This window comes from Bradyrhizobium sp. Ec3.3, assembly GCF_000472925.1.
Classification (GTDB): Bacteria; Pseudomonadota; Alphaproteobacteria; order Rhizobiales; family Xanthobacteraceae; genus Bradyrhizobium.
In genome coordinates this window covers 50,096-63,533 of sequence record NZ_AXAS01000007.1, presented here as the reverse complement: position 1 = coordinate 63,533, position 13,438 = coordinate 50,096, and the positions used below count along the sequence as shown (strand labels likewise).

10 protein-coding genes and 1 pseudogene are annotated in these 13,438 nt (G+C 59.8%); 3 read left to right on the top strand and 8 right to left on the bottom strand.

Annotated elements, in window-relative coordinates; translation table 11 throughout:
- Positions 1–128 precede the first annotated feature (128 nt).
- Entirely contained in the window at positions 129–1,271 is a 1,143-nt protein-coding gene (locus YUU_RS50315; protein WP_084801359.1) for a PLP-dependent aminotransferase family protein, read from the top strand.
- A gap of 63 nt (positions 1,272–1,334) precedes the next feature.
- Entirely contained in the window at positions 1,335–2,201 is an 867-nt protein-coding gene (locus tag YUU_RS0108310) for a phosphonopyruvate hydrolase (RefSeq protein WP_035661639.1), read from the top strand.
- A 733-nt stretch (positions 2,202–2,934) separates the two neighbouring features.
- Here YUU_RS0108310 and YUU_RS0108295 read toward each other — a convergent pair.
- The 8 genes and pseudogenes from YUU_RS0108295 to YUU_RS0108260 form a co-directional block, all read right to left on the bottom strand.
- Positions 2,935–3,384 (bottom strand): hypothetical protein, encoded by a 450-nt coding sequence (locus YUU_RS0108295; protein ID WP_027521976.1) that lies wholly within the window; start codon positions 3,382–3,384, stop codon positions 2,935–2,937.
- Between the two features lie 9 nt (positions 3,385–3,393).
- A complete protein-coding gene (locus YUU_RS0108290) occupies positions 3,394–5,367 on the bottom strand; it encodes a conjugal transfer protein TraG (RefSeq protein WP_027521975.1) in 1,974 nt (657 codons plus the stop codon).
- A gap of 91 nt (positions 5,368–5,458) precedes the next feature.
- Positions 5,459–7,186: a DUF3363 domain-containing protein gene (locus YUU_RS0108285; protein WP_027521974.1), complete on the bottom strand. Its 1,728-nt coding sequence runs from the start codon at positions 7,184–7,186 to the stop codon at positions 5,459–5,461.
- Positions 7,187–7,427: 241 nt separating this feature from the next.
- On the bottom strand, positions 7,428–8,150 hold the full coding sequence (locus YUU_RS56170; protein WP_084801358.1) for a lytic transglycosylase domain-containing protein: 723 nt from the start codon (positions 8,148–8,150) through the stop codon (positions 7,428–7,430).
- Positions 8,151–8,338: 188 nt separating this feature from the next.
- Positions 8,339–8,845: a S26 family signal peptidase gene (locus YUU_RS0108275; RefSeq protein WP_035661635.1), complete on the bottom strand. Its 507-nt coding sequence runs from the start codon at positions 8,843–8,845 to the stop codon at positions 8,339–8,341.
- Positions 8,845–9,309 (bottom strand): DUF2840 domain-containing protein, encoded by a 465-nt coding sequence (locus YUU_RS0108270; protein ID WP_027521972.1) that lies wholly within the window; start codon positions 9,307–9,309, stop codon positions 8,845–8,847. The genes YUU_RS0108275 and YUU_RS0108270 overlap by 1 nt, the downstream gene beginning before the upstream one ends.
- Before the next feature lie 331 nt (positions 9,310–9,640).
- Positions 9,641–10,452: pseudogene (locus YUU_RS50305) on the bottom strand (replication initiator protein A).
- A gap of 91 nt (positions 10,453–10,543) precedes the next feature.
- Positions 10,544–10,822 carry an AlpA family transcriptional regulator gene (locus tag YUU_RS0108260; RefSeq protein ID WP_027521970.1) on the bottom strand — a complete coding sequence of 93 codons (279 nt, stop codon included), beginning with the start codon at positions 10,820–10,822 and terminating at the stop codon, positions 10,544–10,546.
- Positions 10,823–12,106: 1,284 nt separating this feature from the next.
- Between YUU_RS0108260 and YUU_RS50300 the strand changes: the two genes are divergently transcribed.
- Complete coding sequence (locus YUU_RS50300) at positions 12,107–13,312, top strand: sulfotransferase (protein WP_051389650.1); 1,206 nt, start codon at positions 12,107–12,109, stop codon at positions 13,310–13,312.
- Positions 13,313–13,438 lie beyond the last annotated feature (126 nt).

Sequence of the window (13,438 nt, the reverse complement as noted above, 5' to 3'; positions counted from 1 at the left end):
TACCTGTTTTGGAAATAGTTGTATAGAACCTTTGACTTCGAAACGTTGTATGGTTATAGACTTAAGGTCTGTAGTGGCCAAAATTCGGCTGCGAGCGATTTCTTTTGCAAAATACAAACCCAGCTTCCATGGAACTCCAAGCTCCACAAGTTTGCCGACCCAATGAAGAAATCTCGCTTGTTGATTTCACTCGTTCATTGCCCCCTGCGGTGCCCAGGCTTGATATCAAACTGGCTCGCGCGATTCAGCGGCTTCGTTCTGAGCATGGCCTGGACCCATTGGTTCATGGTGGCGCCGCGCGCGGCTCGTCCAGCGGAAGACTGGGTGGGGCGCGCTATCTGGCGCCACGCCTTGGCGATGCGATCGATATCGAATGCATCCTCACGACAAATGGGACGCAAAGCGCGCTGCTTATTCTGCTTCATCATTTGGTTGGCAAAGGTGGCCGATTGTTAGCGGAACGCTTGTCTTACGGGGCCTTACGTGAGCTTGCCGGGATGGCCGGCGTGCAGTTGGTGGGACTCGATGCCGACGAGCATGGTATTTTGCCTGACGCCTTCGAAAGAGCTTGCCGGAACGGCGGCGTCCGCGCCCTTTACTGCAATCCCACGGTGCAGAATCCGACGACGGCGATCATGCCGTTATCCCGTCGGCTCGCTCTTGCAGACATTTCCCGCCGTTACGGCGTGCCGATCATCGAGGATGACGCCCTTGGACGCCTGCATCCCGATGCCGTGCCACCGATTGCCAAGATCGCACCAGACGTCGTGTGGTACGTGATGAGCGCGACGAAAGGACTCGCACACGGGTTACGTTTGGCATACTTGGTGGCGCCTTCGCGGGCGCATTGCAATTCGGCGCTGACGCCGGTCGAACGACTGTCGTTCTGGACTGCGGCTCCATTGTTGGCCGCAGTCGTTGCAAATTGGACGCTAACGGGCGCGGCGGATTTGATTTCAGGGGCGATCCGAGAGGAGAATAGAGCGCGAGAGGCGATTGCACGTCGCGCCTTAGGCCGCTTCGGCCTTGTCTCAAAACCGGCTTCGATGCATGTCTGGTTGCCGTTGCCGCCGCCATGGACGCGCGACAGCTTTGCACGATCGGCAGTGGCTGCTGGGGTATTGATTAGGAGCGCCGAGCTCTTCGCCGTAGACAATCAGCCCGTGCCGAACGCAGTGCGATTGTCGCTTTCGACGCCATCGAACCGGAAAGCGGCTGAGATCGGCATCACCCGGATAGCAGCACTCCTCGAGTGCGGGCCCGCGGATTAAGTGATTCAATCTGCTCGGTGCTCAACACGCTGTTAACCGAGACGCTACTGGAACGGAGTCACCATGACCTCGAAATTGCGAAAAAAAATAGCTGAAGATCGGCTGTTACATGTCATGGCGGCTCACAGCCCCTTATCCGCAAAACTCGTGGAGGAGGCAGGGTTCGATGGAATCTGGGCTTCAGGCTTTGAACTCTCGGCTCTTTACGGCCTGCCTGATCTGTCCTTCGTCAGCATGACTCAGCACCTTGATATGGTGCGTGCAATGTCAGATCAAACGCCGTTGCCAATCATTGCCGATATTGATACCGGCTACGGCAATGCCATCAACGTCACCCATGCAATTGCCGAATACGAACGTGCTGGTGCTGCCGCAATCGTCATCGAGGACAAAACGTTTCCCAAGGTATCTAGCCTTGCGACAACAGGCCGGCAGGAGTTACTCCGGATCGAGGAGTTCGAAGGCAAAATTGCCGCGGCCCTTGCTTCGCGGCGAGATCCTAACTTTCTGGTCATCGCTCGCACCGAAGCATTAATTGCGGGCTTGGGGGAGGCGGAGGCACTCAAGCGAGCGGCAGCATATGAATCGGCTGGCGCCGACATGATCCTGATACACTCCAAGCAGAAGACACCTAATGAGGTAGAAAGCTTTGTGCGCGCCTGGAGCGGCCATGCTCCTATAGTCATCGTGCCGACCGCTTATCCCGAAATGAACGCGGCGCGGATCTCTGCGTTGGGCAAAATAAGAATGGTCATTTACGGCAACCACGCAATCCGAGCGTCTGTGACGGCAATGAAGGATGTGTTTGCACGCATTCGCCGTGATGGCGGCATTCATACGGTGAACAAGGATATCGTTTCCGTCGAAGAAATTTTCCGTCTGCAGGGAATGGACCGCGTGAGGCTCGTTGAGAAGCAGTTTCTACGCTGAGTTCTTTGCCTCGTTTTCTAGCCGGAGCGGCGGACGCCGAGGCTCTCGACGGGCTGGCCCGGCCAAGCCGCACACAGCATAAGCAGGAGGTTCACTTCGGCCTCACTAAATGGACAGGACCGTCCGAGATGATATCTTCGGGACTTGGTTTTGGGAGCATGCGATGATTGGTTACTCCGAAATCCTGTTCGGCCAGAACCTTGAAGCACTCGTCGCTGAGGAGAGCTGCCTCGCCTACCGAGATTCCGGCAGCCGCACATGACCGAGAGGTGATAGCGGGCGTGTAGCGCGCCGGTCTAGGGTTATCATCTGCACATTGCGCTCGAGACGGTCAAACCTGGCGCATGTCGTCAAAGTATACCGCGTCTCCAGATGAAGCGGGCTTCAGAAAACCTTGGAGGGCGGCTTCTTTTTGCCGACACTCGGACGGTCCGCGGCGAACTCGGGCCGCTCATCGAGCGCTTCGCTGAGTCCAGACGATCGCTTTTCGCGCAGCCGAAGAGCGACACTTGCGCGGCACGGAGACAGCGGGCTCGAGCTCGATTGCCTGCGATTGATTTCGCCATGGAGCGCATGTCTCTCTTCTCCTTCCCAGGTACACCAGCCGACGCCGCAACGATCGATTTCGATGAGATGATTGTACCTGGCGGGAACGAAAGGACATCAGCGAGCGTGCTTCAACTCATTGACGATGGCGATCGCAGTCTGGCGTAGCGAAAGATATGGCGGGCGATCAGGTGGGGCCGGCTTTGTCTTGGGTCGGATCAAGGCTTCCCACGTCACACGATTCGAGACTGACTTCCTTGACGATCGACGATCCACTGGAGAGCCGCCGTCCGAGCGCTTCAATAAAGCGATCGTAGCGTTCAGCGCCCTTGGCGCGCGCTCCAGGGCTCGACTGCTCCGGCAATGCTGGAGTTGCCGTCAACCAAAAGCGGATGAACAGGCCAATTGTTTCCAGCGCAACACTGTCATTACGCTCAAGGCGCTCGAGCACACGCACCATCCGGTCGAGCCGCTTGGCTATCGCTGCCTCACGCCGCTCGGACTCGTCGGGAGACAGGAAGGAGGCAACGGCAGCCTCGGCAACTAGCGACTTGGGCTTGGCCTGACGTTTTGCAAATGCCTCAAGGCTGCGGAAGATCTCTGGATCGAGATAGATGCTGAGCTGGGCCTTCTTCATCTCGGCCCCTCAAAGACCCATCTTATCGTCCGGGTCGAGGCTGACCGAACGTGCGAGCCCTTGCATCGAGCGGTTCACCGCCGTCGCTTGTACGGCATCAGCATCGCTGTCATCGAGCGCGGCATCGAATTCGTTGTCGGCGCGCGGCGCCGTGATCACGACCTCCTCCTGCGCCAGTTCTGGCTCGCGTCGAATGCCGCCATTCCCATCGCGGACGTTGCGCTTTAACCCGGTAAGCAGATCGATCGAGGGCGGAATCGGCGTGTGGGCCGACCAATCGTCGGGCTGCGAGACCAAGCCGACTGGAACGTTGCGCGACGGGCCCAATATACGAGTTTGGAACTGCGGATCTTCGTAGTACCGCACCTTGTGCGCGCGCACCGGGTGCACGCCGGAAACCATCACAATGGCCTCGCTGGGCGAGAGCTGCATCACTTCCCCGGGTGTGAGCAGCGGACGTGATGTTTCCTGGCGGCTGACCATCAGGTGGCCAAGCCATGGCGAGAGCCGATGCCCGGCATAGTTCTTCATCGCGCGCATTTCGGTGGCGGTTCCGAGCGCGTCAGACACGCGTTTGGCAGTGCGCTCATCGTTGGTCGAGAAGGCAACGCGGATATGGCAATTGTCGAGGATCGCGTGGTTCGCCCCATAGGCGCGCTCGAGCTGGTTCAGGCTTTGGGTGATCAGAAAGCTGCGGATGCCATAGCCAGCCATGAAGGCGAGCTGGCTCTCGAAGAAGTCGAGCCGGCCGAGGGCCGCGAACTCATCGAGCATCAGGAGCAGCTTCTGCCGCCGTCGGTCGGTATCGAGGCTCTCGGTTAGCCGCCGTCCGATCTGGTTGAGCACGAGCCGCATGAGGGGCTTTGTTCGGGCTATGTCGGACGGCGGCACCACAAGGTAAAGTGAGATCGGTCGGGGTCCGTCGACAAGATCGCGAATGCACCAGTCGCTCCGCCCCGTGACCTTGGCAACCACGGGGTCCCGGTAGAGCCCTAGGAAGCTCATCGTGGTCGACAAGACGCCGGAGCGTTCATTTTCACTCTTGTTGAGGAGTTCGCGCGCCGCCGAAGCCACGACCGGATGAACACGCTCTCCCAGATGGGGCGTCGCCAACATTGCATTCAGGGTCGTTTCGATCGGGCGCAACGGGTCCGACAGGAAGTTGGCAACGCCCGCAAGCGTCTTGTCTGGTTCCGCGTAGAGGATGTGGAGAATTGCCCCGACCAGCAGGGAATGGCTGGTCTTCTCCCAGTGATTGCGACGCTCGAGCGCGCCTTCAGGATCGACGAGAATGTCGGCGATGTTCTGGGCGTCGCGAACCTCGCAGTCGCCTCGGCGAATCTCGAGCAGTGGGTTGTAGGCCGCGCTCGCCGGATTGGTCGGGTCAAATAACAGCACTGGCCCAAAGCGGGCACGCCATCCGGAGGTCAGCTGGAAGTTCTCGCCCTTGATATCGTGGACGATCGTGGAGTTCGGCCAGGTCAGCAGTGTCGGAATGACAAGGCCGACGCCTTTGCCGGAACGTGTCGGGGCAAAGCACAAGACGTGCTCGGGCCCATCGTGCCGGAGGTAACGGCCCTCAAAACGACCGAGCACGACGCCATCTAGCCCCAGAAGTCCCGCACGGCGAACCTCCCGCGCATCCGCCCAACGGGACGACCCGTATGTTGTCACATGCCGAGCTTCCTTTGCCCGCCACACCGAAAGGAAGATGGCGACGCCGACCGATACGATCCCGCCGCTTGCGGCGATGCACGCTCCCTTGACGAAGATGACAGGCGCGTAGGCGTCGAACTCGAACCACCAAAGGAAGAAGGCAGCCGGTTGGTAGATAGGCCAGCCCGCGATCATGAACCAGGCAGGCCCGAGCTGCGGCTGGAAAGCCAGACGCCAAGCCGTCCATTCGGTGGCCGCCCAGAGGAAAGCGAGCACGACCAGCGAGACAAAGAGCAGTTGACCCCAAAGAATCTTCGTTGCGGGCATGACCAGAATTGATGCGCACCGCGACGGCGCCATTCAACGGCTATCCTGTCGAGGTCGCGGTGTTGCGCAGCATGGCGAAGAGATCGGCGGGTCAGAGCGAAAGGTCGCGCTTGCGCCCAAAACTCCAGTCGACCCCGCCGGGACCGGCGATACCGCTGACCTGCTTGCCGAGCTCACGCTCGAGCGACGGGGTCCAGGGCACGAGCTGGAAGCCGAGCCCGTTGTCGATCATGACAAAGCGACCGGAGGCGAGCGAGATCCTCTGGCGGTAAACCCCGGAAACGGACTCTCCCGCCTCGGCGGGTACATGCGCCAGCCCTGTTTCGGAGGCCAAGCGCCGGCCCACGGTATCGAGCTCACGCTTGCGGAGAGTGCCAATCAGGTTGCGGCCTAATGTGACTTTGTCGCCATCCCGGCGGGCAAGCCCCTGCTCCACCAGCGCACCGATCCGGCGATCGAGCGCGGCCCGAACCTCGGCGCCAAATCCGCCGCGCGTGAGATCGATGGGCTCACGAGCGACCAGGCGCCGGTCGAGCCAGGTCGCCCCTTCCGAAGCCACCTGCTGGTCGAGATTAAGATCTGAGCGGACGGCAAGCGCGATCCGCTGCCGGCCCCTCGTATCCTCGAAGCGACGCAGCTCGACGATCCCGCCAAGTGGACCGTCACCGGCCGCATCGATGTCGGGGAGCCTGAGGTGATGCACACGTCCGTCAATCCCGTCGACAACGGCGAACGCCGATCCCCTGAGCTCATCATCGAGCCCGCGGGCGATAAGGCGGCCGATGATGGGTTCGCCATGACGTTCGCCTTCGAGCGCCCAGGAGGATGGCGAACGAGATGCGCCATCCTTTGCGAGTGTCTTATGCAGCCGCTTGATAATATCGCCGCGTTCCCCAAGCGCACGCAAGCGCAGCTCCGTATCGGGGGCGAGAACCCAACGCGCGGGACCGGCGGGCTCAGCGAGCCCCAGCCGCTCGAGCGTCCGCATCCGGCCAATCCGGATCTCGCGCAATGGGTCGGACCCGCCGCCGCGCTCTGGCCGCAGATCGATCACCCCGTCCGTCCGTCCCGCTTCCCGAGCAAGCACGCGGTCGAGCCGCGTCCAGCGCTCGGCCGCAACCTCTGCCTCAAGGCCGCGCCGAACCTCAAGCTCCGATCGGGGACCAAGCTCGCGCGTGACGAGATCACTTGCGCGGGCCCGCAGGCCTTTGCTGATATAATCGCGGCTGATCACAAGGTCCGAGCCATCATCGGCGCGGCCGCGCACAAGGATATGGATATGCGGATGCTCAGTGTTCCAATGGTCGATGGCGACCCAGTCAAGCCGCGTACCGAGATCGCGTGAGGCCTGATCCATCAACTCGCGCGTAAAGCTGCGTAAACTTCCCAATTCGCCGGCGTCATCCGGCGAGACGATGAAGCGGAAATGATGCCGATCGTTCTCGCAGCGCTCGGCAAAGCCTCGGCCATCTGCGCCATCTCCGGCAGCATCGAATAGTTCGCCACGCGATCCGTCACGGGTGACGCCGTCACGCCGCAGGTAACCGATATGGGCCCGCAGGCTGCCTGGCGAGCGCATCCGCCGCACGACACGCGCCTTGACCATGGCACCGCGGCCTCGATGTTGCAGGAGCCGGTTGGCGCTAAGAGTCGCAGCGCGCCCACGCCCAAACCGGCCGCCACGACTGCCGGCACGACGTGACAGACCGCCGGCCTTCTGCGCGGCTTGGAGCGCTTGCGCCAAGAAGGGCTTTGCCCGCGGCCAGCGTGTCGAACGTATTTGGCCTGGGCGGACGCGAAAATCATCGTTACGCGTCATCTTGGTCCCCGCAATGTGCAGAAAGCCGAGCCAAAACAGTGTCGTGGCGAAAATGACAAGTTGTGCTGGCTCATCGCAATGTTTGGAGCGTATCTGAATTTACTGACAATTCTCACCCGACCGACCGGCCGCACCTTGCGGCTTTTATCCTGCCATCCGCGGTCGGCTATTCCCTGCTCCCTCCCCAGCACTCTCCAACGCGCGACAAGCTTCGACAACACGCGACGAAATGCGATTGCGATCATCGGGACTCCGCTTCGGTTGATCGCTGCACAAAGAGCTTGGTCGCGCCAGGTACGAAGGCAAGCATTCCCAGGTTCGAGAGATTTTTCGGGCTGTTCATTGAATGCAGAGCCGATGTCGATCTGGCATTGACCGACGCGCCGTCGGAGCGATCAAAGAATAGTGCTGCCTGCCGCCACGGAAGAGTGCGTCGGGCGGCCAAACTCGCAAGCTCGTCCCGTTTAATGCCGATCAATCCTGCGAGCCTGGCGACGTAAACCTGCGTTTCCAGAGGTAGTGGTCGCCCCGTAGCCAGATGCGCCTCGTACCGCTCTGGACCGGCGTTGTAAGCTGCGAGAAATCCTCGCCATCCAAACCGGTCGAGCATCTCGCGAAGATAGGCGGTGCCTGCGAGAATGTTGTCGCGGGGGTCAAAGGGGTCGACACCGAGCCTGTAGCGAATACTCAGGTCGACCCAGGTCTGGGGCATGATTTGCATCAGGCCCAGCGCTCCCCGAGAGGATACGGCGCCCACGTTTCCGCTGCTCTCGACCCGCACGACAGCACGGATCCAGTGCTCCGGGATCGCAAATCGGCGGGAAGCTTCGGCGACGAAGGCGATATATGGATTGACATCCAGGGAGCTGAGCGAATGGGAATCAAGCGCCGGGATTGCGGTCTCAGCCCGAGCGTTCGAGTGCAATTCGAGGACCAGCACAGCTCCCAAGACGCAGACCGCCATGGTAAGGATTGAAACGCAGCCGCTTGCGCGCGCGATGGTGACGGGTAGCGGGTTCGGCCGCTGCGTGCGAGGCCATCGTAGACATGCACCCCACACGATCGTCTTCAAGAATCTGGCCGGGACGGAGCGAAGGTGCGGCGATCCATCGACCGGCGAGACTGCATATCCACGAGGTAGCCTGAGCAAGATCAGTCTCCCTTTGTCCACACGGGGAGCGCTTGTCCCATCACGGCGGATGCTGGAATTGGCCCGAAGTAGCGGCCATCAAAGGAGTCCGCCGACTGCCAGTTCATGAGAAAGACTTCATCTGACGCTATGAGGCGGCATCCGAGCCAAACCGGCAGCGGCCGGCCACGTGCATCGCGCTCCCGCGCCAGTCCCATCTCGATGTTGTCGACGGAGATGACGAAGCCAGTTCTGCAAACAGTTTGTCCCGGCAGCGCCAGGACGCGCTTGAGCATGGGAACACCGGTCGGCAGATAACCGTTCAAGTCCAGGAAGCTCGCAAGTGGCTCGGGCGGCCGAACCGCCACGAGCTCAGTGACAGTCAATTGTCGCGCTGGTTGCAGTCGATAGAAGCCGATCGGAACACTGTCTGAAGCGTTCCAGATGTACGATGGCGGCCCCTCTCTGTCCGAGCACAGCGCCAGAGCTGCCGATCCGCAGATCGCAAGCATAATTGATAGCCGTCCCATCAGAGCTCCCGTCTTCGGCGTCGCAGCCAAGCCTGATGGCGCGCACGGGTGTAGCTTCGCGGGCTCTCGTTGACAGAGAGACGGTTGTGAACGTGATGCCAGTAGTCTGGCGCAGCATCTGCAGGATTGATACCAAGTGCCTCCACCGCATCGATCAATTGCAGTGCGCGCTCGACTTTTGTCCATCCGGACAATCGCATGAGACTTTCGCCGCCGGGATTGACCCAAGGGACGGTCGCATATCGCTGCCGCGGCGCTGCGGCGCGCAAAATGTCGATGCGGGACAGAACGGTTCCAAACTCGTTGGACGTCCAGCGCACGAAAGCGAAAATGCTGCCGGTTGCGAATGACAGAACGCGGCGGTGGCGGTCAATGATCTTTTCCGATACGGGCCGGCCGAACCGAATTCGGTTCTCAAACCGCCCTTCGACCCACAAGAGTTCAACGGTTGTGACATCGCTCATCTAGCGGCTCCTTTGTTCACAGACGTCTCTGGTCCGCGCCAAGAGGCGCTTATCTTTCGGCAAATGGCAGTAATAACGTTGGCTGCAGCTGGGTGGCTGTCGTGAGCTGGAGGCCGGCGCCGCTCCTGAATTTTCGCGGCGGTTGCCTTGCCGATCGCAGACGAACGGATCTGACCCGTTCTAAGCAATCCGAGGGATTCTGGATTAGTAGAGTTAGGGGATTGGAAAGCGATCGCACAGCAAACCCTTGGCAGTGATTTCCGTTCCCGATAGTACGAAGGTGCGGCCGCCGATGGTACGAAAATTCTGGTTAGTGATAGCACGATGCAATTCACAGGCTTTCCTCCGGCTTTGAGATGCGCCCGTACCTTCGCAGCCTTTCTGCAAAGGAGACGGACCTGAAGTGGCGCGAAGTTCGATCGCGCCACACCGTCAGTGTCACGCGTAATAACAAGCCGATACGCGGGTGAAGTCTGCAGACAGACGAACTGGCGCAGGTCGTAAGTAAAGTGCTTGAGCGAGGATCGGCTGCCCGACTTGGCGTGGAGGTGCACGAAATCAAAGCTGCAGCCGCACGTTTGACGGCAGCCATATTTTCGCACGGGCGAAAGAGCCAGCGTTCAAATCCGCCAGTCAAATCGAAATTGGCTCGGTCGATCGTCAACACGAGCGCATCATCGAGAACCCCCGTGTAGAGCCAATCCGGTAAGATCAGCTCGATTCCGCAGGCTTGGCGGTGCATATCTGCCGTTTCCTTCCATTTGTCGATCCGGAGAAGTGGTACTGGCGGAGCTCGGTCGTCCGGCGAATCGCGTTCATGACCGTTCCTGATTGCAGCCGGTCGAGTGCTGCCTTGACGTTCGCTGTCGCGCACACTGGTGCCGCGATCTACGTAGGTCAGGATCTCGTATGAGGTGGGTTCATCAATCCGGATGGTTTCAAGCCGGCCTCTCGAGCCTCGACAATCTGCAAAGCGGTCCAGATCACAACGTCCGCATCCCAAATCGGCGCCATGCCATGTTCCGGCACAGCCTCCACACGAATCATGCTTGTCCCGGCGCGGAGATCGATCGGCACAATCCGTTTCGACTTTGCCGGCGAGAAGAGCGGATATGCCGTCAGGTCTGGCGCATCGCGCGGCATGAGATCGCCGCGCAATGAGCGAAACAGATCCGAGTTGACCGCGCTCCGAGTGACGTTGCCCATGAGCAGAGCATGTGTCGTTCGACATGGATTATCGCCGCTCCTTGCCCGCATACGGAATGGGTGGATGCCGCTTTGCAGGCAAGACCGTGCCTATGCCGGGATCGCTGGTTGATTTCTTTGCTCCGCGGTCCACCCAGGCTTTTAGGTCTTCAAGCGCATAAACAACGCGCCCACCGAGCTTGCGATAGGTCGGCCCGGTGCCATAGGTGCGATGCTTTTCCAAAGTTCGGCCGGACAGGCCGAGAAAGCGTGCCGCTTCGGGGGTTCGTAAGTATCGCGGCGGCAAGCCGGCGGTCGGATCGGGCATTCGAGGGGCTCCGTGCTCATCTGGAGGGCTCGCGCGTCTGATCGCGCGCCGAGGAGCATGATGGCGGAGTAGAAGCACTTAAGGGGATGCCGAAGATGTGGGGATGATTTTCGGCACCCCTACTCCGTTCCTTGCGAGATGACAGGCAGAGCACTTTCCGTCGATCTCCGCACCTCAGCACCAAACAGGTCACGCAAAGCGATAGTCAGCTGGGTCGTTCGTGGGTTTAGGGGCGCGCTGAGGAACCGTTCGAGGTCGAACACCAATTGTGCGATGGCGCGGTAGGCATCGATGTGTCCTTCGACGGCTCGCAGCATCAACCTCAAACCTTCGCGGCGCTGGGGTAAATGAACAGAGGTCCAGGTGCGCGGCGCGCGATGGTGCGCCACGGACGATATAAGGCGTCTGCGCCAGTATCGAAAGCTGCATCGAGCGGCAGCTTGACTGGATAACGCGCACAGGACTGATTGCCGTGTCTCCTTCAGAGGGGGGTCGTTGAACGATACGGCGTCAATCCACGCTCTGAATGTGTTCGATCAAAACTATTGATTTCTGCCGATCTTAAGAGTGGCGGATAATACGGGTCAGGTCGGCACACAGAAATGGACCGATTATCATCTTTGCCAAGGCTTCTGAGAAGAACTCTAACGTTTGCGGCGAGCATCGGCCAACACCAGCCCATTGCGACTCTTTGGCTGGCGAGGAAAACGGCATCGTGTCGGCTCGAAGCGACGGACTTCCTCTGTCGCGTAGCCGCCTATTTCCAATAAACCACGGTATAGGTATTCAGAGGCTCTCTATATCGCTTAGCTCCGTGCGACTGAGCGATGCTTCGGGATCTCTGGCCTCGCAAGGAATTGGTCGCAGCCGATTGCAGGTCCAGTGCTGTGGCTGGCTAGATGGTTTGAATTCATCGCACCCAGATCGTGCGAAACATGGATCGGCTCGTCTTCGAGAGGCGCTGCGATTGGGAGCGATAGAAGATCCAATCTGTGCGCAACAACACTGAACAACCAGCAATCTATGTACGCAATGCCTTAATCGGACGTGCCGTGCTTGCGTCGATCTGAAGCGCGCGGTGGGCGATCATGCAGCGAAGAAGCCAGAGCGCGACCACAATGTCATCGGATGTTGTCGCGGCATGATGTCATCCTCGCGAACGGCACGTCATCTGAGGATGGGGATGGTTGAAACCCATCTGAATCGCCATTGCTGGCGATGTTTCTTTCGACCGGACGAAGGGTTCAGGACGGACGCTCGGTCTGGCCAAGGATGGGATGTTGAATGATGATCCACGATGTAAGCCATTCGCCTGCGCTGTGCTTTCTTCTCGGTCTTCCGCGCTCGGGGACGACGCTGCTAGCGCATTTGCTTCAGCGGCACCCGGATATTTTGGCTCCGCCTGAGCCCTGGTTCATGTTGGCACTTGAGGCCTTCGGTAAAGTGGACCACCGTCACCCAGCCGGCGCATCACTGGTTCACACCGCAACCTCGGAGTTCTTGGGACGAATAGATCGAACGATCGTTACCCGCGCTTTTGCCGATGCAGCTTATGGCCGCTATTTGGCCGCTGCAGGCAAACGCACCCTCATCGACAAGACGCCGCGCTATTGGACGGTGCTCGACTTCTTGGATTCCCTCTATCCGGAGGCACCGCGACTCGTTCTCATGCGTAACCCCTACGCGATTGCCGCATCACTGAAATCGACGTGGGGCGTCCCTCTCCTGGCCGCAAGTTGCCCGTCCGCGATCGCATCGTGTCTCGCCGATATTGCGTTGGGCCAGCCCACGCCCGCAATCGCATCTTCTCTCGCCGACCTCGTTCTGGGCCTGCCCGCGCTAGCAGCGTACCGCAGTCGACCTCAGACGCAGGTGGTACATTACGAGGTGCTTGTGGCGCACCCCGACGAGGAAATTCGGCGCGTGCTTGCCGGCCTTGGTTACACTCCGACCGAGATGGGATCGGCGCCGATGGGGCAAACGGACTATCTTCGGTCCAGCACGTTCGGGGATCGCAAGATCCTGGAGAAGAAAACCGTCGATGACCGCTCAGTGCAGGCTTGGCAAACTGACCTTAGCATCGAAGAGATGCAGGTTGTGACCGACCTGGTTGGAGCGGAGCTCCTGATTGAGCTCGGTTATGAGCAGGACCTTCAGTTCGCAAGGCAAGCCGGCGTCGTTGATAGGGGTCCGGAAGCAACCCAAGGCTATCGCCACTTGTTTCGGACCTGCTGGGATTTTCTGGACGGCAAGACAGGGAGATCATTCGACATCCCCGCTGATGGCGCCGAGCTGGACAGTATTGGTCGGCAAGCTGAGGAAAACTCCTCGTTGGCTTTCGGGCCCTCGGTATTTCAGCAAGCGCAACGTCTGGCCGCGACCAAGAAGGAAGAGAATTTGCGGATGGCAAATTCGATCGCGGCGCAGTTGAATGAGGAACTCACGGCTTCGAAGGTCGATCGAGATGCGCTGCCGGGAGGCCATTCGTGAAGGCGTGCCAGCATGATGACATTGCGGGGGCAAGATCATGCGGCTCGGGCAGACCTCGTCATTTCAGATGGCAATCTGAGACACCGCTTCAGCTATCATGGAGAACCACTTGCGAGATTTGAGACA